Origin of the sequence: Marinobacter sp. CH_CUG1437-1 (assembly GCF_037029655.1) — a bacterium.
Classification (GTDB): Bacteria; Pseudomonadota; Gammaproteobacteria; order Pseudomonadales; family Oleiphilaceae; genus Marinobacter; species Marinobacter salsuginis.
In genome coordinates this window covers 65,782-91,712 of record NZ_JAYMEW010000009.1, presented here as the reverse complement: position 1 = coordinate 91,712, position 25,931 = coordinate 65,782, and the positions used below count along the sequence as shown (strand labels likewise).

Below are 25,931 nucleotides of genomic sequence, written 5' to 3'. Positions count from 1 at the left end.
AGTCGATAATGCCCCAGTGGCTGCAATGGAGTCTGATCATCGCTGGCCTGGTCGCCATCATCCTTTTGCTGGTGTTTATCCGCCGTCAAATAGGATTGCTCTCGGAAAATCGCAAGCGGCAGGCCAAGGCCGAGGAGTTCCAGACCAACCGCAGAAAAGACATGATCCGCAGTATCCGGGTCATAGCTATGGCCGTTGAAGAGGACCAGATCGAATACTCGGAAGCCTGCCTCAGGCTAAAGGGCCTCCTCGACCACATTGCCCCGGAGTTGTTGGATCAGGCGCCTTTCAGGATTTTTCAGGAAGTACACGACCAACTGCAGCACATGCCCACCCATCGGGCCCGTCAGGCAACGGAAACGAAGTTCGTGGATAAAATGGACAAGGAACGATTCGAGGTTGAGCAGAAACACGCCGACGAGATTCGCAGAGCGGCAACGGCTGTCCGACACCATTCTTTTTGACCGCAGTTACGCGCTCGCAGCAACTGGTCAGACCTCATTTTTGTAACATTTTGTAACTCGAATAGTGGTAAAACAGATATTTTAGTTCAGCAAATCAAAAGGTTCTGTAGATTCGAAAAACTGACACCCTGCTCATTCCTTCACAGTTACAACTGTTGACTTTTCTTTTTTCTATCAGGGTCTAAATTGAAATCAGGGACGCACCTATCATCTGCGGAAGGTGCCACCTAACGTTGTTTTCTCCTGATAAGTTTGGACGACACTGCAATAAAGCGGGTGAGCTTGCCGGCCTTGGGGCCGGCTTTTTTTGGCATGAATCTGGAAGAGATCGCTTATTACTGGCTCATCATGCCGGCCATGGCCATCACACTGTCCTTGCTGTTAACCAGTTCATCAAACTGTTCTTCAACCTGCGCCAGATCGAGCCCGAGCCCATCATAAAACCCCTGACTGACTTCCTCTCCCGCGCCCAGAGCCACGCCCCTGGCCGTTAGCAACTGACGGCCCAACCACAGCAACCTGGCATAGACGCTGTGAGTGCCATCGTAGGAGGGGTTCTTCTGGTAGCGGATCGCCAGGGTGACCTCATCCGGCATGCCCCAGTTCTCCATCAACTGGGCGGCGATCTGTTCCCGGGTAATGCCAAGCAGATAGTGCTCGATAACCGAAGAATCAATATCGGGATTTACTTCCAGTGACCGGCACACCAGCTTGAAATGGGGTGGGAACACCTGTGCAAGAACCAGATGACCGAAGTTATGGAGCAGTCCGCCGAGGTAGGCAAGGCCGAACACTGGTCGCTCACCACGAGGCATCATGCTGGCCAGGATGCCCGCTGACTGAGCCTGCCAGATTGCCTGCTGCCAGTAATCAACGTAGCCCTCCGGGTGATCCTGGGGCTGTTTTAGTGCCCGCCCGAGTGAAAGGCCCATCGCCAGGTTCATGACCAGATCGAAACCGAGTACCCGGGAAACGGCGTCGTGCACTGACTTTACCTGGCCTGCCGCCGCATAGAAGGAAGAGGATGCCCAGCTGACCACCTGTGCCGCGAGGCTCGGGTCACTCTCGACAATATCAACGAGGTCACCCATGACGGCGTTGGGATTGACCCTGAGATGGATAATCCGCTGGGCCGTTTCCGGCAGAGGCGGCAGCTCCAGAGTGTCTTCCAGTCGCTGCTGTATTCTCAGGCCGGTGAATTTCTTGATGGCGGAATGAAACTGGTCCCGATCCCTGCCGTGGTCATCAAGATTCACGTTGATGGATTCCGGAGCAACGGCGAAGGAACGCCGATCCGCCTTGGCGGTCAGGGCCCGGAAATCCTCTGCTGGCATGACCATCGCCAGATTCTGCTCGCCCAGTTCCAGGGCAACCGCCGGCAGGTCATCCACGCGTTCATCGACCACGGTTGGCCAGCCTGTCAGTGACGGCAGAGCCGGAAGCGCCTTGAGACCGGCCCTTTCCCGAACCCGCAACTGTTCACGCCGCTTCATCAGGCGCAGGTCGCGGCCAAGCTGCTTGTTCAGCTGTTCCAGATCAATCAGATCGTCGCGCCGGCAGATTACCTGCAGATTCCCTTGCTCATCACTGAGCAGAACCATTCGCAACAGTTCTTTCTGGCTCGCCTGGCCTGCATCCCTCAGGGATACACCAGCTGCTGTCTCCCCCAGAGCCTGCTGAACTGCGACAGGTAATTCCATAAATCTCTCCCGAATATTCCTGTTTTCCGTCGTATACGCCGAGCCTGAAATTCACACTAAACTCAGTATAGGGCAAAGAAATTACCCTGACGTTGACCGAACTCTATTTCCAGACCGCTTTCATACGCACTCAGCGACCGAATGGACGTTCTATACATCACCGTAACGGGTTCTTTCACCAAGCCAACGTCGAACCAGAGCGCGGACAATCTCCGGGTGAGCCATCAGGCCTGGCGCCATTTCCCGAACCGGCTCGATCCAGCCCTTGTCCCGTTCAAAGTCCGCCAGCCGAAACTGCATCATACCGGTTTGCCGGGTCCCCAACACTTCTCCCGGCCCCCTGATTTCCAGGTCTTTCTCGGCGATGAAGAAGCCATCCTGACTGTCCCTCAGGGCCTGTAGCCGTGCCTTGCCATTCACAGACAACGGCGGGTGATACATCAGCACACAGAAACTGGCCTGCTCGCCCCTGCCAACACGACCGCGAAGCTGATGCAGCTGTGCCAGCCCAAGCCGTTCAGGGTTTTCAATGATAATCAGCGAGGCGTTCGGTACGTCCACGCCCACCTCAATAACCGTGGTTGCAACCAGCAGATCCAATTCGCCTACCTTGAACTGCTCCATCACCGCCGCCTTTTCCTGAGCCTTTAGCCGCCCGTGTACCAGCCCCACCTTCAGATCCGGCAATCGCTCGGCCAACTCCTGAGCGGTGACCTCCGCCGCCTGACACTGAAGGGCTTCGGATTCTTCGATGAGAGTGCAAACCCAGTAGGCCTGTCGCCCTTCACGGCAAGCGCTGCGAACCCGTTCAATCACATCTTCCCTGCGGCTGTCGGGAATCACGATGGTTTCTATCGGCTTTCTGCACGGCGGAAGTTCGTCAATAACTGAGGTATCCAGGTCTGCGTAGGCGCTCATGGCCAGCGTTCGGGGAATCGGCGTTGCCGTCATGATCAGCTGGTGGGGTGCCAGCGACCCACCCACGCCCTTTTCCCGCAAGGCCAGCCTCTGGTGTACGCCGAAACGATGCTGTTCGTCCACGATCACCAGGGCAAGGCGGTGAAACTCAACGTCTTCCTGGAACAAGGCATGGGTGCCTATCACCACGGTGGCATTGCCGGATTGGACCGCGTCCAGTGTTTCAGCCCGGGCCTTACCCTTGACCTTCCCGGATAGCCAGGCGAGGCGAATACCGAGTGGCTCCAGCCAGGCCCGGAAATTCTGGAAATGCTGTTCAGCGAGGATTTCGGTGGGCGCCATCAATGCCACCTGGGCACCGGCGCCAATGGCCTGCAAGGCGGCTAGCGCCGCCACCACGGTCTTGCCGGAGCCAACATCCCCCTGGACAAGCCGGAGCATTGGCAGCGGCTGACTCAGGTCCTGACGGATGTCGGCCAGCACATGACGCTGGGCACCGGTGAGCGCGAAAGGCAGGGAATCCAGGAAACGGTCGGGCAGATCCCCCGTGGGCAAAAGTGGCAGCGCCTCCCTGGCCTGGATTTGTTCGCGTACCTGAAGCAAGCTAAGTTGGTGCGCCAGCAACTCCTCCATTACCAGGCGCTGCTGAGCCGGGTGACGCCCCTCCATCAGGAGATTTACCGGTGCGCTCGCAGGAGGGGAATGCACAAGCTGCACGGCGTCGGTGATTCCGGGCAACTGGTACTCGGCCAGCAGATTCTCCGGCAGCCAGTCGCGAATCGGGAACCGCTGGAGATAGCCCAGGGCCTGCTGGCACAGCGAGCGCACCCGGGGCTGCTGAATCCCCTCGGTCAGTGGGTAAACCGGCGTCAGGGTAGCCTCACCTTCAGCTGGCATAGGCGGTGGATTAACCTGGTATTCCGGGTGGTAAAACTCATAACCTGCACGGCCCGGACGAACCTCGCCAAAGCAGCGAACCCTGGCGCCCTCGCTCAGCTGGTTCTTCTGGGCGGCGTTGAAATGAAAAAAACGCATCACCAGGAAGCCGCTGTTATCCCGCAGAGTCACCTGCAGGCTGCGCCTGCGCCCCATCACGAGATCGGCTTTCATCACCTCCCCTTCAACCACCGCCACATCGCCAATGCGAAGGCTTCCCATGGGTACGATACGGGTGCGGTCTTCGTACCGATGGGGCAAATGGAACAACAGATCCTGCAGGGAGGTGATACCCAGCTTGGCGAGTTTCTCCGCCAGGGCGTTCCCTACGCCCTTGAGCTGGGTGACCGGTATGTCATCCAGTGACGTCATAGTCAGGCTCAGGCGCTTTCGGCCACAGCCGGCGTATCCGTTTTCGCCTTTTCAATGACCCGGCACTGACTGGCAGCCAGGGACAGCACATCAATAGCCTTGGGCCGGGGGAAGGTAACCCGCCAGGCCAGAGCCACCGTGCGGAACGGCACCGGCGGCGCGAACGGCCGAACGGCCAGAATGTCCTCATGGTACTGCATGGCCGTGGCGGCCGAGAGTGGCAGTACCGTGATGCCCAGACCGGAGGCGACCATATGGCGAATGGTTTCCAGGGAACTGCCTTCGGTGACCAGAGCCGGTGAGCCGTTGTTGGCCCGATGCGTTACCGCCTCCACCAGGGGTGGACAGGACTCCAGCACCTGATCCCGGAAACAGTGGCCTGGCCCCAGCAATAGCAATTGCTCTTTAGCCAGTTCATCGGCCGTCAACTGCTCCTTGCTTGCCAGCGGGTGTCCGGCAGGCAGCAGGACAACAAACGGCTCGTCGTACAGCGGCAGGGTAACCACTTCCGGCTCTTCAAACGGCAGGGCAATAATAATGGCGTCCAGCTCGGACTGCCGGAGTTTCTGCCTCAGGTTGGCAGTGTAATTCTCTTCAATGTAAAGCGGCATTTCCGGAGCAGCACGCCGCAGTTCCGGCAGCAGGTGCGGGAACAGATAGGGACCAATGGTATAGATGGCACCCACTTTCAAAGGTGAGTTGAGCTGGTTCTTGCCATCCTGTGCCATGTCCTTGATCAGGCCTACCTGATCAAGGACACGCTGGGCCTGCTCGATAATGCGTAGCCCGGTTTCGGTGACACGAATGCTGCTTTTGCTTCGCTCGAACAGCGGGATTCCGAGCTCATCCTCCAACTTTTTAACGGCAACACTGAGCGTTGGCTGACTGACATGGCAACGCTCTGCGGCCCGGCCAAAATGCCTTTCGCGGGCCAGCGTAACGACGTATCGTAACTCGGTGAGAGTCATGGTGAGCTCCGGTCATAAAGATGCGGGTCGAAGTTTCACGAATTTATGAGGTCAAGCATAAGGATTGAAATTGTCTATGGCAATCACCGAAGGTAGTAAGGCGCCCCGAATTCTGGTGGCCGGTTGCGGCAAACTCGGGGGTGCCATTGCCAGCCGACTGGAAACCTCGGCCACCGTGTACGGCCTGCGCCGAAACCCCGACCGGGTTCCCGAGGGCATTCAAGGTATCGGCGCCGACCTGACCCAACCGGAAACCCTCAGCGGTAAACTGCCGGAAGGGCTCGACATCGTTCTCTATTGCCTGACGCCCTCCAGCTACGATGAGCAGGGTTATCGGGACGCCTACGTGACCGGCCTGGCAAACTTGTTGGAAGCCCTGGGCGGTCAATCGCTGAAGCACCTGTTCTTTGTCAGTAGCAGCAGTGTCTATTCACAGGATGACGATAGCTGGGTGGATGAATCCAGCCCTACCAAACCGGTCCGGTTCAGCGGCGAGCAGGTTCTGGCCGGTGAGCAGACCGCGCTGGAAAGCGGCCATCCGGCAACGATCATCCGGTACAGCGGGATTTATGGGCCCTCCCGGCGGCGTTTTCTTGAGGAGGTTCAGGCGGGACGGATGAATCCGACCAAGCCAGCACCGTTCAGCAACCGGATTCATGAAGACGATGCCGCAGACGCGGCGGCCCATCTGGTGAATCTGGCACTTTCGGGAGCGGCTCTTCAAACCTGCTACCTTGCCAGCGACTGCGAGCCGGTGCGGCTTGATGAGGTGGTGGACTGGGTCCGGCAGCAAACACCCTGTGCCGAGCCAAAGCCCAATGCCCGAAAAGGCGGGCGGGCCGGCAGTAAACGCTGCTGCAACAAAAGACTGCTGAGCACCGGCTTTCAGTTCCGCTATCCGGATTTCCGGGCCGGCTACCGTGCCATGATCGACCAGGGCTGAGCTGAGCCCTCAGCATTTAAATAAAAAAGGCGGCCCGAGGCCGCCTTTTCTGAATTCTGCTGTCATCAGGTCTCAGCTGAGCACCATCACCGCTTCCATTTCAATGGGCACACCCTTGGGCAGCGCCGCGACACCCACCGCCGCACGGGCCGGATAGGGTTCCTGGAAATAGGTGGCCATGATCTCGTTGACCGTGGCGAAATTCGCCAGATCAGTCATGTAGATATTCAGCTTCACGATGTCCTTCAGCTCGCCACCGGCGGCCTCGCAGACAGCCTTGAGGTTATCAAACACCTGCCGGGTCTTGGCAGAAAAATCGCCGGCGACCACTTCCATGGTTTCCGGTACCAGCGGAATCTGGCCAGACAGGTACACGGTGTCCCCTGCCTTGACCGCCTGGGAGTATGTACCGATCGCCTGGGGCGCATTCTCGGTCTGAATTACAGATTTGTTGGTCATGACCCTTGGTTTCCTCTCATCCAAAACGCCAATCGTCGCCCTTGCGGCGCGCGCCTGTCAACCGGGCTTTGGTCGGGTTCAGTGCCGCACGCGGCTGATGTGGGTAATTGCACGAATGTTGCGGATTCGACGCATTACCCGAGCCAGGTGCCGCCGACCATTGACGTGCACCACCAGGCTGACAACGCCAAACCGGGCATTCTGCTCTTCCACATTAATGCGCTCGATGTTTCCGTCAGCCATGGCTACCGCGTTGGCCATCTCGGCAATCACACCACGCTGGCGCTCCAGCTCTACCCGCAGTTCAACGGAAAACTCATCGGTAATGTCCTTGGCCCACTTCAGGTGGGTCAGGCGGGCCCGGCCCTCGTCATCCTCCGGCAAGCGGGAGCAGGTATCAGAGTGAATCACCATGCCTTTGCCGGAATCCATCACCCCAACCACCGGGTCTCCCGGAATCGGCTTACAACAGCTGGCGAACCGGACCAGCAAACCTTCGGTGCCACGGATGGTCACGGGGCTGTGATTGCCACCCTCAATATCGCGAGGCCCCTCAGCTGCCTCAGTTTCTTCGGAGCCGCTGACTAGCTGACGGGCAACCAGGTAGGCCATACGATTACCCAGGCCGATGTCACTGATCAGATCATCAAAACTGTTCACCTGATTATGATTCACGACCGCCTGCTTCTGGCCGTCGCTTATCTCTGACAGTTTCGCGCCGAAGCCTTTGAGGGACTTCTTGAGCAATGTGCGGCCCAGCTCCAGCGATTCCGCCCGCTTCTGGCTCTTGAGCACATGACGGATACTGCTGCGCGCCTTGCCGGTCACCACAAAACTCAGCCACGCCGGATTAGGCCGGGCCCCGGGTGCGGTAATGATCTCGACGGTCTGGCCACTCTGCAGAGGCTGACTCAATGAACCCAGGTTGCGGTTTATTCGGCAGGCGACGGTAGCGTTACCAATATCGGTATGGATGGCGTAGGCGAAGTCCACCGGCGTTGCCCCGCTGGGCAACTCCATGATGCGGCCTTTGGGCGTGAACACGTAGATTTCATCCGGGAACAGATCCACTTTCACGTGTTCGATGAACTCCATGGAGTCATCGGCCCGCTCCCGCATTTCCATCAACCCCTTCACCCAGCGGTCCACCCGCGCCTGATTCACGCTGGTCACGCTGCTGGGCTCGTTCTTGTACATCCAGTGAGCCGCGATACCATTGTTAGCGATGTGCTCCATCTCCTCCGTGCGGATCTGGATCTCGATGTTCACATGCATACCGAACAGAGTGGTATGGAGCGACTGGTAGCCATTGGCCTTGGGCATGGCAATGTAGTCCTTGAACCGGCCAGGCAGCGGCTTGTACAGGCTGTGAACGGCGCCAAGGATGCGGTAGCAGTCATCTTCGGTGTCGGTGATGATCCGGAAGGCATACACATCCATGATTTCATGGAAGGACTTCTGCTTGAACTTCATCTTGTTATAGATGCTGTTCAGGTGTTTTTCCCGGCCCAGAATCCGGCCCGGCAGGCCTCGCTCCTCCAGCTTTTCCTGCAGCTTCCCGCGGATATCCTCGATAATTTCCCGATGACTGCCCCGGAGTTTGTCCACGGCCTTGGAAATGTACTTGGAGCGCATGGGGTACAGGGAGGTAAAGCCCAGGTCCTCAAGCTCGGTGCAGATGGAGTGCATGCCCAGGCGGTTCGCGATGGGGGCATAGATGTCGAGTGTTTCGGTGGCGATGCGTTGGCGCTTTTCGTAAGGCATCGGGCCGAGCGTGCGCATGTTGTGCAACCGGTCCGCCAGCTTCACCAGAATGACCCGGATGTCCCGCGCCATGGCCAGGGTCATTTTCTGGAAGTTTTCGGCCTGGGCTTCCGCCCTGGAGCGGAACTCGATCTGGGTCAGTTTGCTGACACCATCCACCAGTTCCGCAACGTCCTCGCCAAACTGTTCCGCCAGAGCGTCCTTGGGAATACCGGTGTCTTCAATCACATCATGGAGCATGGCCGCCATCAGACTCTGATGATCCAGCCGCAGGTCGGCGAGAATATGGGCAACAGCCAGGGGATGGGTAATGTAGCGGTCGCCGCTCTTGCGCATCTGGCCCTCATGGGCCTGCTCGGCGTAATAGTAGGCCCGTCGCACCTGGTTGATGCGATTGGTATCAAGATAGGAGCTCAGCTCTCGAGCCAGTCCTTCAACCGTAGCCTCTGCCGACACCGCGCCTCCACAATTCCATGAAATTCAGGGACAAAAAAACCCGAATGCACGCATCCGGGTCCTTCCATAGTCCTTCCAGCAACGTTCTATAGTTACACTATAAAACCGCGGGGACAGATTTCAATGCTTCTCACTTGCGGACAGATACTTATATACCTGGCCGCAGGTGCCTTACTCGTCGTCGTCTTCCTTGAGCAGATCACGAGTAACCTTGCCTTCGGCAATTTCGCGCAGGGCGATAACCGTGGGCTTATCATTTTCTTCAGCCACCATCGGCTCGGCACCCTTGGTAGCGAGCTGACGGGCACGCTTGGTTGCCAGCATTACCAGCTGGAAGCGGTTATCTACGTTTTCCAGACAATCTTCAACGGTAACTCGTGCCATAACTTCCCCGACTCATAAAATGACTGTTTTCAGCAGACCGCACAGTTTACTGTGACCGGTTCAATTTGTATACAGGAAAACCCCGTATCAGCGCGGGCCCGACAACCCCGCCAGGAGCGCCCGGTGCCTGGGCTGCTGAACCTCCATGCGCAGGCGCTGGGCGCGAACAATGGCCAGCAGATCAGCGAGCGCAGCGGCGAAGTCATCGTTGACCACCAGGTAATCGAACTCCACCGCGTGACGGCACTCCTCCTCAGCCTCTGCCAAACGACGCTCCACCACTTCCGGCGCATCGGTGCCACGGCCGACCAGTCGCTGGCGCAACACTTCAGGCGAAGGAGGAACGATGAAAATGCTGACACACTCGGGAATCAGTCGGCGCACCTGGGCGGCGCCCTGCCAGTCAATCTCCAGGATCACATCCTGGCCCTTTGACAGGGTTTCCCGAACCCAGACCTGAGAGGTACCGTAGTAGTTACCAAAGACGTCGGCGTGCTCAAGAAAATCGCCCCGGGCGATCATCGCCTCAAACTCGACCCTGCCCACGAAATGATAATTCACCCCGTCCTGCTCACCTTCTCGCATAGTGCGCGTGGTATGGGAAACGGACACGCCGAGTTTCTCGTCATTGCGGAGCATTTCCGCCACAAGGCTGGTCTTGCCGGCACCGGATGGCGCGGAGATAACGTACAGAGTACCCTGCTCAACTGCCTGACTCATAACCCGAGAACTCCAAACCTGAACGCGACGGCCGCCTGTTTCGACCGGTAAGGCCGGGAATTATACGGACTTTGCCAAAACACCGCACCCCAGAGGCGAGCCAGCTGATACCATTTGCCTATCCATCCGCTCAATGACTGCAAAATCCCATGCGAACCACCATCGATATCACCCTGAAACAAACCAGCAAAGCCATAGACGCCCTGAGTGAGGCGGCGCCGGGGCTCTCCCGACAGAAAATCAAGGATGCCATGGCGAAGGGTGCTTGCTGGTGGACGCACAAGGGCAAACGCCTTCGACTGCGCCGCGCCACCAAGGAACTCAAGCCGGGCATCCGGCTGCAGCTTTACTACGATGAAAAGGTGTTGGCGAGAAAACCGGAGGGTCCGGTTCTACTGGAGGATCTGGAGCGCTACACAGTGTGGTTCAAGCCTCACGGCCTGCTGGCCCAGGGCTCACAGTGGGGTGACCATTGCAGCCTGCTTCGCCTGGCGGAACTTCAGCTCCAGCGCCCCTGCCACCTGATCCACCGACTTGATGCCGATGCCGCCGGGCTGATGCTGATTGCCCATGACCCGAAAGCCGCAGGCGCCCTTTCCCAGCGCTTTTCAGGCAGAACCATGACCAAGCGTTACAAAGCGCGAGTGTGTGGCGTGATGGAGACGCAAGACCAGGTGGTTGATGCGCCCGTTGAGGGAAAACCGGCGGTCAGTCATGTTTCGACACTGGCGACCAATGAGGCTGAGCAGACTTCCCTACTCCAGATCAGTATCGAGACCGGTCGGAAGCACCAGATCCGCCGTCATCTGGCTGGCCTCGGGCACCCGATACTCGGTGATCGCCTGTATGGTCGGCCCGCAGGCGTTCCCTTGCAGCTCCTGGCCCTCTATCTCGAATTCGACTGCCCCCTCAACAAACGCAAGATGGTGTTCGAACTGCCCGCAGAGCTGGACACCCTGGGACAGAACCAGAGCTGACCACTAAAACAGAAGCCCGGGCTATTCCAGGTTCTGCACCTGCTCCCTCATCTGCTCGATGAGCACCTTGAGATCCACCGCAATGCGTGTGACGCCGGCATCGATGCTCTTGCTGCTCAGGGTATTGGCCTCCCGGTTCAGCTCCTGCATCAGGAAGTCGAGCCGCCGGCCTATAGCGTCGTCGCTTTTGAGGGTATCCGTCACCTCGCCAATATGCGCGTCTAACCGATCCAATTCTTCGGCAACATCGCTCTTCTGGGCCAGCATGACCATCTCCTGGGCCACCCGCTCGGCATCCAGCTCCACTTTGGCTTTTTCAAATCGCTCCCGAAGCGTTTTTTCCTGGGCATCCAGCAATTCCGGCATGCGTTTACGCACATCGGCGACAAGACTGCCCATGGTATTGAGGCGATCCTCGAACAGAGGCCGCAGGCGCTCCCCCTCACGCTCGCGTACCGAGGCCAGGTCGGACACGGTCTGTTCGAACAGTTCTACGGCAGCCCCTTTTGCAGGGCTGTAATCCTGCTCCGGCACGGATAGCACCCCCGGCCATCTGAGGATATCCAGGGCATTGATGTGGGCCGGATTATCCAGCATCCGGTTGATGTGGTTGGCCGCCTCATTCACCGCCTGGGCCATGTCTTCGCTGATCTCGAAGCTCTGGGACGCCTTCTCTGCAGACTGCAGGCGCATGGACACATCCACCTTGCCCCGTTTCAGCTGCTTTCTCAGCTCTTCCCGAAACCGGTTTTCCAGTTCCCTGAAAGCCTCCGGCAACCGGAATGAGGGCTCCAGATATCGATGGTTGACGGTCCGGATTTCACAGGTCAGCGTACCCCAGTCTCCCTGGACATCCTTGCGGGCAAATGCGGTCATACTTCGGATCATGTTGGCTCCGCTTCGATAGATAATGATAAACCCAGTCTAACAGGCTCTTAACAGCGTCGGCGAACCGGACAAAAGCCCAACACCAACGTGTTATACTGACCGGCCTTTTCGACAAACGTTCGACCGGGACACGCGCCCGGACATTCAATAATGATTTCAGGAAATACTATGCGTCCAAGCGGCAGAACGCCCGAGCAACCCAGAGATGTTCGAATCACCCGCAACTACACCCGTCATGCCGAAGGCTCGGTGCTGGTGGAATTCGGGGATACCAAAGTCATCTGCACCGCCTCCGTCGAAAACAAGGTTCCCCCATTTCTCAGGGGCGAAGGCAAGGGCTGGATCACCGCCGAATACGGCATGCTGCCCCGCTCCACGGGCAGCCGAATGGGTCGGGAGGCTGCCCGCGGCAAACAGGGTGGTCGCACCGTCGAAATCCAGCGCCTGATTGGTCGCTCCCTGCGTGCTGCGGTGGATCTGACCGCTCTCGGTGAACACTCCATCACCATTGACTGCGACGTCATCCAGGCCGATGGCGGCACCCGCACCGCGGCGATCACCGGCGGCTGCGTGGCCCTGGTCGATGCCCTGAATCACCTGGTCGCCGAGAAGCGCCTTAAGAAATCGCCCCTCAAGCAGATGGTCGCTGCACTCTCAGTCGGTGTTTACAAAGGCACCCCAGTGGTGGATCTGGACTACCCGGAAGATTCCGAAGCCGAGACTGATATGAATGTGATCATGACTGACCAGGGCGGCTTCATTGAAATCCAGGGAACAGCGGAAGGAGCTCCGTTCGACCAGTCAGAGCTGGACAGCATGCTGACTCTGGCCAAACAGGGTATTGAGCAGTTGTTTGAGATCCAAAAGGCTGCTCTGGAGGCCTGACGACTGCTAATTAAGGCGCCCGCGTGTCCGGAGGGGGAAACCTTTCCGGGACACGCTACTGTTCGAAAAACCTCACAAGCATGGGGCGCCTGCGTGGTGACGCTTTCCCAGACTGTTGAGGGCCATGGATGGCCCGATTCAAGCGCACAGGGAAGTGCTTGTAGCGTGTCTGGGAAAGCGTTGCCGCGCAGGCGCCTTCCCCCAGACTTAGAAGCCGATTTCGATGTCGTAATCCATGATCACTGGGGCGTGATCGGAAAAGCGGGTCGAGTCGTCAATCCAGCCATCTTCGATGGTCTTGCGGATGCCAGGTGTCAGTAGCTGGTAATCCACACGGATGCCGGCATTCTTGCGGGAACCCTCGGCCTGCTCGGGCCACCAGGTGAACTGGTTGCTCTGCTTGTTGATCTCACGGAAACCGTCAACGCAGCCCATTTCATCGAACAGGCGATCCAGCCATGCACGCTCGTGGGGCAGAAAGCCAGAGAAATCCAGTTTGTGGTAAAGCGGGCTGGCATCGGTTACGTGATGGGCGGTCTGAAGGTTGGCGCAGAAGATGAACTGCCGACGCTTGCGCAGTGTTTTCTGCATGTGCAGGCCGAAGGACTCCATGAACTCGTCTTTGTGATCCAACACCGTGAGGTCGTCCTCGCCGATCAGCTCTTCTTCGCGGCCAAGGGCGCAGGGCGCCAGTACGCAGGCGACGGACACCTTGTCAAAATCGGCCTGAATGAACCGGCCTTCGCGATCTGCCTGTTCATTGGCGAACCCGTACATGATGGCTTTCGGAAAATGGCGAGTGTAGATACCGACACCACCATCCTCGTTCTTTTCGCCATCAATGAAATAGGCTTCATACCCTTCCGGAATCAGGTTGTAGTCTTCAATCTCGTAGGCCCGCATGCGGTGATCCTGGACACAGACCACGTCAGCGTCCTGCTCTGCCAGCCAGTCGAAAAAGCCTTTTTCAACAGCCTGGGCGAGGCCATTGACGCTGATTGATACTACCCGCATACGTGTTCCCTGATTCGGTTTGTGTGTATGATACCGTTTTTACGAGCTAATTAAAGATCAACACCCGCCAGAAGCCTTGTCATGCACGACTATCAGCAAACATTTATCGAATTTGCCATCCGCCGGAATGTACTACGCTTTGGTGAGTTCACGCTCAAGTCGGGCCGAACCAGCCCCTACTTCTTTAACGCCGGTCTGTTCAATACCGGGGACGACCTGCTTCAGTTAAGCAAGGCTTATGCCGCCGCGATAGCACGCAGCGGGCTGGATTATGACATTATTTTCGGCCCTGCCTATAAGGGCATTCCGTTGGCCACCGTTACCGCCATGGCCTTGGCTACAGACGGTAACAGCAAACCCTTTGCGTTTAACCGCAAGGAAAAGAAAGATCATGGAGAGGGCGGCAACATTGTTGGCGCACCGTTACAGGGCAAGGTACTGATTGTTGATGATGTAATCACTGCCGGAACAGCGATCCGGGAATCCATCGACATCATCCGGGCTGCCGGGGCCGAACCGGCAGGCGTGCTTATTGCCCTCGATCGTCAGGAAAAAGGTAATGGCGAACTGTCCGCCATCCAGGAAGTGGAAAAGGAATTCGGCATCCCGGTGGTGAGCATCATTCGTCTTGAGCAAGTGCTGGACTACCTCAAAGCCAACGCGGAGTTCGCCGGGCATGCCGAAAAGGTGGCCAGTTATCGGGATCGTTACGGAGTCTGATTGATGGCCAATCGTCTGACCGCAATATCTGTCAAAGCTACAGCATTGGCGCTTGCCCTGGGTTTCTCTACCCAGGTCGCGGCCAATATGTACCGTTACACAGATGAAAACGGCCAGATCGTCATCAGCAGCACCATCCCCCAGGAAGCCACCAAACGTGGCTATGACATTTTGAGCAACAATGGCCGCGTCATTGAGACCATTCCGCCGGCGCCAACCGAGGAAGAGATTGCCGCCCGGGAAGCGGAAAAGCAGCGCCAGAAGGAACTCGCGGAGCAACGCGAGAAGGACCGCGCGCTACTGAAGCGCTTCAGCCATCCGGATCAGGCGGTAAAAGCCATGCATCGGAAAATCCGGGAGCTTGAGGGCTTGATACAACTCAAGCGAGGCAACATCTCGGTGATATCCAGCCAGCTGGATAGCGAACAAAGCCGCGCCGCCAACATGGAGCGGGCCGGTCGCGAGATTCCAGAGGCCACGCTGGAAAAAATCCGGCGCCTGGAATCCCAGATACGGGATATTGAGCGGGAAATCACCTCACAAACCCAGGAAATCGAAGAGCTGCGCAAGGCCTTCGAGGCCGACATAGAGCGCCTGGAAGAGGTCACTGGCGAGGCGCGGACCGTACCACTTGATCACAACGAAACCGAAGACTGATTTTTCACAGGAACGCCCCTGCAAAACAAAAAGGCCGCCGGTTTTACCCGGCGGCCTTTTTCATTTCACTCACCTGTCGGTGAGACGCTATCCGCAGCTCAGGCGGAAGCGGTGCTCTTCTTGGCAGTAGAAGTGGTCTTGCGCGCAGTGGTCTTGCGGGCAGCCGGCTTCTTCGGCTCAACTGATTTCTTGGCATCCTTGGCAGCGTCAGATACGTCTTCAGCGGCTTCTGCCACGGCATCCGCGCCTTCTGCGGCTTCTTTCTCCAGCTTGGCGACCAGGTCACCAGCGAAGCTGCCGAAACGACTGTTCAGGTTGCGAAGTTGCTCGAACAGGCTATCGCTGTAGCCGTTGTAGCGCTTGCGCAGGGTCTTCACGCTGTATTCACGCGCTTCGGACTCCAGCTTTTCTGCGTAGTCGAACGGCTTGGCAGCCAGTTTTTTCTGCTGCTCTTCAGCGGCATTGATGCCTTTGTCGACGATTTCCTGAAGCTGTTCCTGATAGGACTTGAGTTTACCCATGATGAATCTCCTTGGTTTCCTGAAGGTTTCAAGACCCTGTCGAAACCAGTGCAACGAGGGCCTTTCTTTAATCTCACAATCAAAGTTACGCCCTAAAATTAGAATGTTCATACTAAAAGCAGGAGGTGCACGGATAAGGGGTTTTACGGATTATTCACTTGATCCTGAAAACCGGACTGGCATAATGCCGGGCTGTTAAAGAAGCCCGTCTCCCCGTTTTATTCTGGCTCCATACGCTTTTCCCAAAATCAGGCCGATTTCCGGCACGTATGTGAGTAACGATGATCACCTGTAGACCAAGACATCTGCCATTGGCCCGAATTCTTCTGCCCTTGTTGGCCACGCTTTTCCTTCTTGCTGGCTGCAGAGGAGATTCCCAAGGATCCGGATACTCGGCGACCGAGGGGAGAGAGCTAAGGTGGACGGCTCCGCTGACGCGCGAAGATGGCTCCTCATTGAAACCCGGAGAAATCGCCGAATTCAGAATTTACTACCGCCTGAGGCATCAGGAAAACTTCAAGGTAATCCGCATCGAAAGCCCCGCTACAACGAGCCTCTCTCTGGCGCAGATGGCTCCGGGCGCTTACGAGTTTGCAATTACCACCGTAGATATCGAGGGACTGGAGAGCCGACGTTCATCGCCGGTTACCATCGACCTGATCTGATTGCGGTTTACCAGCGGAAAATCACCCAGCTGGGCACCAGCATGTCGGACTCGGTTTCCCGGATCCAGCCGCCACCGTCTGCCGGCACCAGGTAATACTCCGGGCCGGCCTCCGGCACGACCTTGATTTCCATGAGTTGGCCATTAACCCGGTATTCGTAGAACACTTCCTTTTCACCCGGCCGGATAACAATCTCCGGGCCCTCGCTCGCCGGCTGGTAATCCGAGATCACCACCGGCTCCTCGGGGGTTGCCACCGGTGTCTCATCCAGGGCGCCTTGCTCCTGCGCCAGGGCAGCCAGAGGCAGGCAGGCGAGCAACAAAGCCGGGCAGGCGATTCGTTTCATTTTCGTGATACCCTTTCGTCCATCGATTTCAGTACAGAGTTGCACAAGCCAACCCACGCTTCAATCAGATTCCGGACCTGTTTTGACATGACCAGCAAAAACACCCCACCCGTGGTTCTTGTGGACGGATCGTCCTATCTTTTTCGCGCTTATCATGCACTTCCGCCACTGACCACAAGCAAGAACCATCCGACCGGTGCCATCAAGGGCGTTATCAGCATGATCCGACGCCTGGAGCAGGATTTCCCCGGCTCAAAAATGGTGGTGGTCTTCGACGCCAAGGGCAAGACCTTTCGGCATGACCTGTATGAAGAGTACAAAGCTAACCGGCCGCCCATGCCTGAGGATCTCGCCTGCCAGATCGAGCCCATTCACGAGATCGTCAAGGCCATGGGACTGCCGCTGCTGACAGTGACGGGCGTTGAGGCCGACGATGTGATCGGCACCCTTGCCAACGAAGCGACCAGCAAGGGCATTGATGTGGTGGTGTCTACCGGCGACAAGGATATGGCGCAACTGGTCAGCGATCACGTCACCCTGATCAATACCATGACCGAGACGCGGATGGATCGGGACGGCGTGGTGGAAAAATTCGGCGTGACCCCGGAGCAGATCGTCGATTACCTCGCCCTGGTCGGAGACAAGGTCGACAACATCCCCGGAGTAAACAAGTGTGGCCCGAAAACCGCGGTAAAATGGCTGCAAAGCTACGAAAACCTGGACAACGTTATTGAGCACGCTGACGAGATCAAGGGCAAGATCGGCGAATACCTGCGCGAGGCCACGGAAACACTGCCCCTGAGTCGCGAACTGGCCACCATCCGCACGGACGTGGAACTTGATTTTGGCCTGGAAGACCTGAAGCTTCGGGAGCAGGATGACGAGCAGCTGCTCGAACTGTTCAAGGAATATGAGTTCCGCACCTGGATTGCCGAACTGGAGCAGGGAGAGACTTCCTCCTCCAGCAACACCCAATCCAAAGAAGACAAACCCGAGAAAGAGACCAGTAAAAAAGACTACAGCGTCATCACCGACCAGCAAGAGCTGGATCAATGGCTGGAGCGCCTGAAATCGGCCGATCTGTTTGCCTTCGACACGGAAACCACCAGTCTTCGCTATATCGACGCTGAAATAGTGGGTGTCTCCTTCGCGATCAACCCGGGCGAAGCCGCCTACGTCCCCCTGGGCCACGACTACATGGGTGCCCCCGAACAGCTGGATCGTGACCAGGTTCTCGAGCAGCTCAAGCCGTTGCTGGAGGATCCCCAACTGGCCAAGGTCGGGCAGAACCTGAAATACGATAAGAACGTACTGGCTAACCACGGCATCACCCTGGAGGGCATTGCCGAGGACACTATGCTGGAATCCTACGTTCTGAACTCTGTCGCTACCCGCCACGACATGGACAGCCTCGCCATGCACTACCTCGGCGAGAAGACCATCAGCTTCGAATCCATCGCCGGCAAAGGCGCCAAACAGCTCACCTTCAACCAGATCGAACTGGAAAAGGCTGCTCCCTACGCCGCCGAGGACGCAGACATAACCTTGCGCCTGCATCAGACCCTGAGGCCACAGCTGAAAGCAACCGGGAAACTGGCTTCGGTGTATGAAGAAATCGATCTGCCACTGGTGCCGGTGCTCTCACGCATGGAGCAGAGAGGCACCCTGATCAGCGCCAGTACGCTTCGCCAGCACAGCCAGGAACTGGCCGAGCGCATGGCGGAACTGGAAAAAGAGGCTCACGATGTTGCCGGTGAAACCTTTAACCTGGGTTCTACCAAACAGTTGCAGGCAATCTTCTACGACAAGATGGGGCTCCCGGTCATCAAGAAAACCCCCAAGGGCGCACCATCAACGGCGGAACCGGTGCTGCAGGAACTGGCCCACGAGCATGAGTTGCCGCGCCTGATTCTTGAGCACCGCAGCCTGAGCAAGCTGAAGTCCACTTACACCGACACCCTGCCGGAGTTGATTCACCACCGCACCGGCCGTGTTCATACCTCCTACCATCAGGCTGTCACCGCCACCGGCCGATTGTCGTCTTCCGAGCCAAACCTGCAGAACATACCCATTCGCAGCGAGCAGGGACGCCGTATACGGCAGGCCTTTATCGCGCCTGAGGGTTACAAACTGGTGGCGGCCGATTATTCCCAGATCGAGCTGCGGATCATGGCCCACCTCTCCGGCGACAAGGGGCTGCTGAAGGCCTTTGAAAAAGGGGAAGACATCCACAAGGCGACAGCCTCGGAAGTCTTCGGCGTCAGCCTGGAGGAAGTATCCTCAGACCAGCGGCGCAGCGCGAAGGCCATCAACTTCGGCCTGATCTATGGCATGTCTGCCTTTGGGCTGTCGCGGCAACTGGACGTTGAACGCAAGGTCGCCCAGCAGTACATCGACCGCTATTTCGAGCGCTACCCCGGCGTCCTGAAATACATGGACAACATCCGCAAGCAGGCTCATGACGACGGTTTCGTCGAGACGCTCTTTGGCCGGCGCCTGTACCTGCCTGAAATCAACGCCCGCAACAAACAGCTACAGCAGGCAGCCGAGCGAACGGCGATCAACGCGCCAATGCAGGGCACAGCCGCGGACATCATCAAACGGGCCATGGTGGATGTGGAGAACTGGCTACTCAAGGATCACGCGGATGAGGCCCGCATGACCATGCAGGTTCACGATGAATTGATTCTGGAAGTGAAGGAGTCAGCCCTCGACAAAATCCGTTCGGGACTCGAGAAGCGCATGTCGGCAGCAGCCGAACTGGACGTTCCCCTGCTGGTAGAAGCCGGCGCCGGTGACAACTGGGACGAAGCACACTGATTCGCCCCAGAACAGGGCATGGAAGCCAAAAACGCACCGAAATCAACCGCAGTACCACCCCCCGAACCTGCCTGTGAGTCTCCGGACTCCACGGCAGGCCGTAAACACGCCTTCTCTTCGGAATCGACACCGTCACGGCACGAAATTCGCTACTTGAGTAGAGTCGGCGCCCTGCCCTGCCACATTATCCGGGCAGCGCCATGTTGTGACATCCATCTCCGAGGCTCAAACCATGACTTCTCTGGCATCTGAACGTAGCTGGCTGCTGGACCCCAGCGTGCTGAAACTGGTTCACCAGTGCCGCCGCCTGATTCACACGGAATTCGGCGTGAAACTGCACCTCACGGAAGAGCACCTGGAACAACAACTGGCCGATTACGCGCGAAAAACCCGCTCAAGCCAGTTGACCCGTACCTGGGAAACTCTCAAGGAACAGGTTCCACAGCTGAACATCGAACCCGAGGAGGAAGATGACGGCTTCAAGCGTAACTATCGGGGTCAGGTGATAGCGGATGCCCCATCGGCATCGGCGGACGACCAGGAAGAAGGGAAGCTGGACCCGCCACGGAAGAAGAAGGTGATTTACCGAGGACAGGTTATTGGCTGACCAGCCCTTGGGCTGGCCAACCAGATTCACGAGAGATCAGAAGGACTTGCTTACCTCAATGGACGCACTCCAGGCACTGAGCTCATATTTACCTTTAAAATAGCTCGGGTCTTCGACACCCGGCGCCAGATCGGCTACTTCATCCGGATTACTGTGCTGGTAGTTGCGTTCTGTAAAAGCTGGATCATCCGTAAAAAGCAGTGTTCCTACTGCCGCGTCAAGCGTCCAGCCACTCTGGGCATCCTTCCACTGAGCACCTAATGTCAGCCAATGCCGATCGCTGGACGGGATACGTGCGGTAAGATACTCATCGACAGGCGACTCGTCCCACGCATAGCCTGCTTTTAGAGCCCATTCCGGCGTTGCCTGCCAAATCCCACCTAGATTGAATTGCCAGGTATTTTGCCACTTTTCAGTCACATGACTGAGAATGGCGCCCTCCTGTGGTGCCGCTGTAATCTGACCATTCGCTTCTCTACTGACAATGTCCAATTCCTCAAAACGACTCCATTTAGCGTAAGTCGCACCTGCGAGAAGCGTCACTTGATTGGAAAGATTATGCCGAATGCCAAAGGTTGCACTCTCTGGGATAGATAGCGGCACTCTGACTTTTTCCGACAGAGTAGTGGTCTGACCGGGCACTCCGGGAACCGGGAAGTCGGAAATCGTCGCATTGCCTTTCAAATCAAGTTCGGTTCCAGTCTGGGCACTCAACCCAATTTGGGTCTTATCCGAGAGCTCATACAGGAAACCAACTCTGAACGTCGCCCCGATATCATCACCCTCAATGTCAGCGTAAGGATCCTGATATCCACTCACTGCTTGTCGTGCTGCCTGATCAGCCTGTGCGGGACTTGCGCCTTGGCCAATGGCTGCAGCAAAAGCATTTGGGTAGACCTGGGCTGCCAAGTCCTGATAACGGGTCAGGCGCCCCTCTGCATAAATAAGGTTGATGCCCGCCCCCATTGAAAGGCCATTCCCATTATTTACTGAGATTGACGGAGTGAAGGCAATGGCTGTCAATTCGGTTTCGTCAGCAAAAAAACGCCCGACAAAGTCATCGTTGTAGTCCGCAGCCAGGCCATACGGCGCATGGATTCCAAACCCCACGTCTATGGATTCATTGACTTCGTGAGTCATGTAAAAATTCGGCAAAACGGCTGGACCAGCAATATCACCGCCCAGCGAGCCATCGGCCATAATCGGACTCTGACCCGGCAGATTGCGGCGCGCTTCAGCTTCCTTGGCCTCGGCATCAATATCCAGAACCGCCGCACCAAAAGAAATATTGGTGCCGGACAGTTGGCTCATCCCGGCGGGATTGAACAAAACCGTGGTCGCGTTCTCGGGATTGGCAGCGGCACCTGCATTGGCGGTACCCATCGCGCTGGCGCTCTGTTCATTGAGGGAAAAACCGCCTGCGAGAGTGCTGGCAGGTGCGGCGAGCGCCGCAAGGGTGGCAAAACGTACGGCTCGTGCAAGCATTGAAGATCGGTGGTGCATGGTATCTCCTTATTGAATCGCGCCGAGTATACGCACCACCCCTTACTGGCCTCAAATGCCATCCCTAACGGTTCAGGAGCCTACCTTTCTACAACTAAAGTCTAAAAAACCTGATCGTATCAGTCGTCCTGTATTGAGAGCTTGTCCACAGAGGAAGACAGCTTGTCCGCCCCCTGAGCGTCGGCACCCAGCTTGATCATCAGGCGCAGGTCGTTGGCAGAGTCCGCATGGGCCAGGGCATCTTCATAGGTAATGGAGCCCTCTGCGTACAACTGATACAGGGCCTGGTCAAAGGTCTGCATACCAGACTCGTTGGATTTCGACATCAGCTCCTTCAGACGATGCACCTCGCCCTTGCGGATCAGATCCGCCACCAGCGGGGTATTGATCAGCACTTCGATTACCGCTTTGCGTCCCTTGCCATCCGGCGTTGGCACCAGTTGCTGGGCCACAATGGCCTTGAGGTTCAGGGACAGGTCCATCCAGATCTGGTTGTGCTGTTCCGGAGGGAAGAACTGGATAATCCGGTCCAGCGCCTGGTTGGCGTTGTTGGCGTGCAGGGTGGCCAGACACAGGTGACCGGTCTCGGCGAACTGCACGGAATACTCCATGGTCTGCCGGGTCCGCACCTCGCCGATCAGGATAACGTCGGGCGCCTGACGCAGCGTGTTCTTCAGGGCCACCTCGAAGCTCTCGGTATCGATACCCACCTCACGCTGGGTGACGATACAGCCCTGGTGCTGGTGCACGAATTCGATCGGGTCTTCGATGGAAATGATGTGGCCCCGGCTGTTGCGATTCCGGTGCCCCAGCATGGCCGCCAGGGACGTGGACTTACCGGTACCGGTGGCGCCCACGAACATGATCAGGCCACGCTTGGTCATGGCGAGTTCCTTGATAACCTCCGGCAGCGACAGGTCGTCAATCTGCGGAATCTTCACCTCGATCCGACGCAGCACCATGCCACAGAGGTTCCGCTGGAAGAACGCAGACACCCGGAACCGGCCAATGCCCCGGGCACTGATGGCAAAGTTGCACTCGTGGGTTTCCTCAAACTCGGCGCGCTGCTTGTCGTTCATGGCGCCGTAGACAAACTCCCTCGTCTGCTCCGGCGTCAGCGCGTTCTTGGTGACCGGGAGCACTTTCCCGTTCACCTTCATGCTTGGGGGAACGCCCGCCGTAATAAACAGGTCCGAGCCGCCCTTTTCCACCATCAGCCGTAACAGTTTTTCGAATTCCATTTTTTGTACCCAATCTTCATCGTTTGGTGCTTGGGTGGGGCGGGTTCCGCTTCCCGGGACACGCTGTGAATACGTCCATGTACGCTTGACTGCAGCATCCATGCTGCAGACAGTCCCGGGAAGCGGAACCCGCCCCACCCGTCAAACTGTATTCGGGGAGTCTTATGAATTCCCCGTCTGCTCCTGGCACCAACGACACGGCCGGGAGCAATCCAATTAAAAGTTATCAGGCATCTTGGCCTTGGCCCGCGCTGCTTCACGGGAAATAAGGCCCTTCTGCAGCAGCCGCTCCAGGCACTGGTCGAGGGTCTGCATACCCAGAGAACCGCCGGTCTGGATCGACGAATACATCTGGGCGATCTTGTCTTCCCGGATCAGGTTCCGGATCGCCGAGGTGCCAATCATGATCTCGTGAGCCGCAATCCGACCGCCGCCCATTTTCTTCATCAGGGTCTGGGAGATAACCGCCTGCAGGGATTCGGACAGCATCGACCGAACCATGGACTTTTCCTCCGCCGGGAACACGTCGACCACACGGTCGATGGTCTTGGCAGCGGAGGTGGTGTGCAGGGTGCCGAATACCAGGTGGCCGGTTTCCGCGGCCGTCAGTGCCAGGCGGATGGTTTCCAGATCCCGAAGCTCACCAACCAGGATGATGTCGGGGTCTTCCCGCAGGGCTGAACGCAGTGCTTCGTTGAAGCCGAGGGTATCCCTGTGAACTTCCCGCTGGTTGACCAGGCACTTCTTGGAGTCGTGCACGAATTCGATGGGGTCCTCGATGGTGAGGATGTGCTCGTACCGGGTGTCGTTGATGTAGTCCATCATCGCCGCAAGGGTGGTGGACTTACCGGAACCCGTAGGGCCGGTTACCAGCACCAGGCCGCGAGGCACCGACGAAATATCCTTGAACACCTGCCCCATACCCAGGTCTTCCATGGTCAACACCTTGGAAGGGATGGTCCGGAACACGGCACCGGCGCCACGGTTCTGGTTAAAGGCGTTAACACGGAAACGGGCAACACCGGGCACTTCGAAGGAAAAGTCGGTTTCCAGGAATTCCTCGTAGTCCTTGCGCTGCTTGTCGTTCATGATGTCGTAGATCAGCCCGTGGACCTCTTTGTGCTCCATGGGCGGCAGATTGATGCGACGCACATCACCATCAACACGAATCATAGGGGGGAGGCCGGCAGAGAGGTGCAAGTCAGACGCGCCCTGTTTCGCCGAAAAGGCAAGCAGTTCAGTAATATCCATAGGAATCCTCGGAAGGCTTTTTCTTTTATCCTGGTAGCTTCCGCCCGGCGGGGCCCCGGCGCGGTTCACTTGGCATTTCAGTGACCTGCGGGTAACGTGTCACCGTACAAGTGACAGACCGAGCGTGGCAATCTCACACTATGAGCAGCATAGCAGACAACATCGGGAGCGTAACCCGACGCATACAAAAAGCAACATTGCAGGCTGGGCGCGAGCCGGGGGCTGTGCATTTGCTCGCCGTGAGTAAAACCCGACCGCCGGAAGATCTGCGGGAAGCCTTCGCGGCCGGTCAGCATGCCTTTGGGGAGAACTACCTGCAGGAAGCCCTGGAAAAGATCGAGGCGCTGTCTGACCTTAATGGCCTCGAGTGGCATTTCATCGGCCCGATCCAGTCCAACAAAACCCGGCAGATGGCTTCTGCCTTCAGTTGGGTGCACAGCGTCGACCGCCTCAAGATTGCCCGTCGCCTCAGCGAACAGCGTGACCCTGCACTGCCACCATTGAATATCTGCCTTCAGGTCAATATTAATGAAGAGGACAGCAAATCCGGGTGCACGCTTGGGGAGTTGCCGGACCTGGTGGCTGAGATCGGCGAACTGCCAAACCTTACATTGAGAGGGTTGATGGCCATTCCGGATCCGGATCAGCCCGAATCCGGGTTGAGAGCCAGCTTCCGGAAGCTGGCCAATACCCTGAAGCAACTGAGGGCAGATCATCCCGACGCCGGGCCGCTTGACACGCTGTCCATGGGAATGTCCGGCGACCTGGAAGTTGCTATTGCGGAGGGCGCCACCTGGGTACGGGTCGGCACTGCACTTTTCGGCCAACGCCCAGTAAAGCGCTGAATCTGCCGGTTCCTGCTATGATCAGGGCCGGACGTTAAAACGATCAACCGGGGAGTTAACCTTGAGCACATCACCAACCATTTCTTTTATTGGTGCCGGCAACATGGCCAGCGCCATCATTGGCGGTATGCTGGATAACGGCTATCAGGCCGGCAATATCTGGGTGAGCGCGCCGGATGACGCGCACCTTCAAACAATCCGCAAGCGCTTCGGCGTGAGCGTAACGACAGACAACCGCTACTGCGCCCAGCAGGCCGACATGGTAGTCCTGGCGGTGAAACCACAGGTAATGGCAGATGTCTGTCGAGACATCGCGCCGGTGGTTCAGAATACCCGCCCTCTCATGGTCTCCATTGCGGCCGGTCTGACAGCCGACACTTTGGATGGCTGGCTCGGAGGCGGCTTACCCATGGTTCGGGTGATGCCCAACACACCATCCCTCGTCGGCAAGGGGGCCGCGGGCCTGTTCGCCAACAAGGAGGTGAAAGACAAGCAGAAGAAGATGGTGGAATCGGTATTTGAAAGCATCGGCTCGGCCCTCTGGGTTGAGGACGAAAACCTGCTACATGCCGTTACCGCCCTCTCCGGCAGCGGCCCGGCCTATTTTTTCCTGATGCTCGAGGCGCTTGAAGAGACTGCCACCGAAGCAGGCATTGCTGCCGGAACCGCGCGAGAACTGGCCATCCAGACCATGGCAGGAGCCGCCGAAATGGCCGCGAGAAGCGAGCACGACCCGGGCCAGCTCAAGCGCAACGTGATGTCTCCTGGCGGAACGACCGAGCAGGCCATCAATACCTTTGAGGAAGGTGGGATGCGCGAGCTGGTATCCAAAGCCTACAAAGCGGCGTTCAAACGCTCGGAAGAAATGGCCAAAGAACTGGCAGGCAAACAGTAACCGATAACGGAG

General features: G+C 57.6%; 25 protein-coding genes. 11 read left to right on the top strand and 14 right to left on the bottom strand.

Going from position 1 to position 25,931, the window contains the following annotated elements; genetic code table 11:
* Positions 1-8: 8 nt before the first annotated feature.
* Complete coding sequence (locus WA411_RS18130) at positions 9-464, top strand: DUF2489 domain-containing protein (protein WP_136631303.1); 456 nt, start codon at positions 9-11, stop codon at positions 462-464.
* 335 nt (positions 465-799) lie between these two features.
* Here WA411_RS18130 and WA411_RS18125 read toward each other — a convergent pair whose 3' ends face one another.
* From WA411_RS18125 to WA411_RS18115, 3 genes are all read right to left on the bottom strand, one after another.
* A complete protein-coding gene (locus WA411_RS18125; RefSeq protein WP_291910078.1) occupies positions 800-2,164 on the bottom strand; it encodes an aminoacyl-tRNA deacylase and HDOD domain-containing protein in 1,365 nt (454 codons plus the stop codon).
* Between the two features lie 150 nt (positions 2,165-2,314).
* Positions 2,315-4,390, bottom strand: coding sequence for an ATP-dependent DNA helicase RecG (recG, locus tag WA411_RS18120; RefSeq protein ID WP_291910081.1), 2,076 nt, complete (start codon positions 4,388-4,390; stop codon positions 2,315-2,317).
* 8 nt (positions 4,391-4,398) lie between these two features.
* Positions 4,399-5,358 carry a hydrogen peroxide-inducible genes activator gene (locus WA411_RS18115; RefSeq protein WP_069184785.1) on the bottom strand — a complete coding sequence of 320 codons (960 nt, stop codon included), beginning with the start codon at positions 5,356-5,358 and terminating at the stop codon, positions 4,399-4,401.
* 76 nt (positions 5,359-5,434) lie between these two features.
* Here WA411_RS18115 and WA411_RS18110 point away from each other — a divergent pair, with 76 nt between their 5' ends.
* Positions 5,435-6,301: an NAD-dependent epimerase/dehydratase family protein gene (locus WA411_RS18110; RefSeq protein WP_291910084.1), complete on the top strand. Its 867-nt coding sequence runs from the start codon at positions 5,435-5,437 to the stop codon at positions 6,299-6,301.
* Positions 6,302-6,373: 72 nt separating this feature from the next.
* Here WA411_RS18110 and WA411_RS18105 read toward each other — a convergent pair whose 3' ends face one another.
* The 4 genes from WA411_RS18105 to gmk form a co-directional block, all read right to left on the bottom strand.
* Positions 6,374-6,760: a RidA family protein gene (locus WA411_RS18105; protein ID WP_008169589.1), complete on the bottom strand. Its 387-nt coding sequence runs from the start codon at positions 6,758-6,760 to the stop codon at positions 6,374-6,376.
* Between the two features lie 78 nt (positions 6,761-6,838).
* On the bottom strand, positions 6,839-8,980 hold the full coding sequence (locus WA411_RS18100) for a RelA/SpoT family protein (protein ID WP_291910088.1): 2,142 nt from the start codon (positions 8,978-8,980) through the stop codon (positions 6,839-6,841).
* Positions 8,981-9,151: 171 nt separating this feature from the next.
* A complete protein-coding gene (gene rpoZ, locus WA411_RS18095) occupies positions 9,152-9,364 on the bottom strand; it encodes a DNA-directed RNA polymerase subunit omega (protein WP_069184782.1) in 213 nt (70 codons plus the stop codon).
* Between the two features lie 87 nt (positions 9,365-9,451).
* Positions 9,452-10,084 (bottom strand): guanylate kinase, encoded by a 633-nt coding sequence (gene gmk, locus WA411_RS18090; protein ID WP_136630810.1) that lies wholly within the window; start codon positions 10,082-10,084, stop codon positions 9,452-9,454.
* 149 nt (positions 10,085-10,233) lie between these two features.
* Between gmk and WA411_RS18085 the strand changes: the two genes are divergently transcribed.
* Positions 10,234-11,061: an RluA family pseudouridine synthase gene (locus WA411_RS18085; RefSeq protein WP_291910092.1), complete on the top strand. Its 828-nt coding sequence runs from the start codon at positions 10,234-10,236 to the stop codon at positions 11,059-11,061.
* 21 nt (positions 11,062-11,082) lie between these two features.
* Here WA411_RS18085 and WA411_RS18080 read toward each other — a convergent pair whose 3' ends face one another.
* Complete coding sequence (locus WA411_RS18080) at positions 11,083-11,949, bottom strand: YicC/YloC family endoribonuclease (RefSeq protein WP_291910094.1); 867 nt, start codon at positions 11,947-11,949, stop codon at positions 11,083-11,085.
* A gap of 168 nt (positions 11,950-12,117) precedes the next feature.
* Here WA411_RS18080 and rph point away from each other — a divergent pair, with 168 nt between their 5' ends.
* Positions 12,118-12,834, top strand: coding sequence for a ribonuclease PH (gene rph, locus WA411_RS18075; RefSeq protein WP_136630813.1), 717 nt, complete (start codon positions 12,118-12,120; stop codon positions 12,832-12,834).
* A gap of 207 nt (positions 12,835-13,041) precedes the next feature.
* On the opposite strand, the gene WA411_RS18070 is transcribed toward rph, so the two are convergent.
* The gene (locus WA411_RS18070; protein WP_209399032.1) at positions 13,042-13,848 is read right to left on the bottom strand and encodes an exodeoxyribonuclease III; all 807 of its coding nucleotides are present in this window, start codon (positions 13,846-13,848) and stop codon (positions 13,042-13,044) included.
* Between the two features lie 81 nt (positions 13,849-13,929).
* On the opposite strand from WA411_RS18070, the gene pyrE reads away from it, so the two are divergent.
* Positions 13,930-14,568, top strand: a complete 639-nt coding sequence (pyrE, locus tag WA411_RS18065) for an orotate phosphoribosyltransferase (RefSeq protein WP_291910097.1) — start codon at positions 13,930-13,932, stop codon at positions 14,566-14,568.
* 3 nt (positions 14,569-14,571) lie between these two features.
* Positions 14,572-15,225 carry a DUF4124 domain-containing protein gene (locus WA411_RS18060; RefSeq protein ID WP_222466059.1) on the top strand — a complete coding sequence of 218 codons (654 nt, stop codon included), beginning with the start codon at positions 14,572-14,574 and terminating at the stop codon, positions 15,223-15,225.
* 98 nt (positions 15,226-15,323) lie between these two features.
* Here WA411_RS18060 and WA411_RS18055 read toward each other — a convergent pair whose 3' ends face one another.
* Positions 15,324-15,746, bottom strand: coding sequence for a hypothetical protein (locus WA411_RS18055; protein ID WP_136630816.1), 423 nt, complete (start codon positions 15,744-15,746; stop codon positions 15,324-15,326).
* Between the two features lie 455 nt (positions 15,747-16,201).
* On the opposite strand from WA411_RS18055, the gene WA411_RS18050 reads away from it, so the two are divergent.
* Complete coding sequence (locus WA411_RS18050; RefSeq protein WP_228290016.1) at positions 16,202-16,411, top strand: fibronectin type III domain-containing protein; 210 nt, start codon at positions 16,202-16,204, stop codon at positions 16,409-16,411.
* 7 nt (positions 16,412-16,418) lie between these two features.
* Here the strand turns inward: WA411_RS18050 and WA411_RS18045 are convergent, their stop codons facing one another.
* Positions 16,419-16,757, bottom strand: coding sequence for a DUF2782 domain-containing protein (locus WA411_RS18045; RefSeq protein WP_069184772.1), 339 nt, complete (start codon positions 16,755-16,757; stop codon positions 16,419-16,421).
* 87 nt (positions 16,758-16,844) lie between these two features.
* Here WA411_RS18045 and polA point away from each other — a divergent pair, with 87 nt between their 5' ends.
* Entirely contained in the window at positions 16,845-19,577 is a 2,733-nt protein-coding gene (polA, locus tag WA411_RS18040) for a DNA polymerase I (RefSeq protein WP_291910101.1), read from the top strand.
* A 232-nt stretch (positions 19,578-19,809) separates the two neighbouring features.
* The gene (locus WA411_RS18035; protein WP_069184770.1) at positions 19,810-20,184 is read left to right on the top strand and encodes a hypothetical protein; all 375 of its coding nucleotides are present in this window, start codon (positions 19,810-19,812) and stop codon (positions 20,182-20,184) included.
* A gap of 36 nt (positions 20,185-20,220) precedes the next feature.
* Here the strand turns inward: WA411_RS18035 and WA411_RS18030 are convergent, their stop codons facing one another.
* The 3 genes from WA411_RS18030 to WA411_RS18020 form a co-directional block, all read right to left on the bottom strand.
* Positions 20,221-21,687 (bottom strand): OmpP1/FadL family transporter, encoded by a 1,467-nt coding sequence (locus WA411_RS18030; protein ID WP_291910104.1) that lies wholly within the window; start codon positions 21,685-21,687, stop codon positions 20,221-20,223.
* A gap of 119 nt (positions 21,688-21,806) precedes the next feature.
* Entirely contained in the window at positions 21,807-22,928 is a 1,122-nt protein-coding gene (locus WA411_RS18025; protein WP_069184769.1) for a PilT/PilU family type 4a pilus ATPase, read from the bottom strand.
* Between the two features lie 216 nt (positions 22,929-23,144).
* A complete protein-coding gene (locus tag WA411_RS18020; RefSeq protein ID WP_058091364.1) occupies positions 23,145-24,179 on the bottom strand; it encodes a type IV pilus twitching motility protein PilT in 1,035 nt (344 codons plus the stop codon).
* Between the two features lie 140 nt (positions 24,180-24,319).
* Between WA411_RS18020 and WA411_RS18015 the strand changes: the two genes are divergently transcribed.
* On the top strand, positions 24,320-25,024 hold the full coding sequence (locus WA411_RS18015; RefSeq protein ID WP_153634884.1) for a YggS family pyridoxal phosphate-dependent enzyme: 705 nt from the start codon (positions 24,320-24,322) through the stop codon (positions 25,022-25,024).
* Positions 25,025-25,085: 61 nt separating this feature from the next.
* Positions 25,086-25,919 (top strand): pyrroline-5-carboxylate reductase, encoded by an 834-nt coding sequence (gene proC / locus WA411_RS18010; protein ID WP_291910109.1) that lies wholly within the window; start codon positions 25,086-25,088, stop codon positions 25,917-25,919.
* The last annotated feature ends 12 nt before the right edge of the window (positions 25,920-25,931 follow it).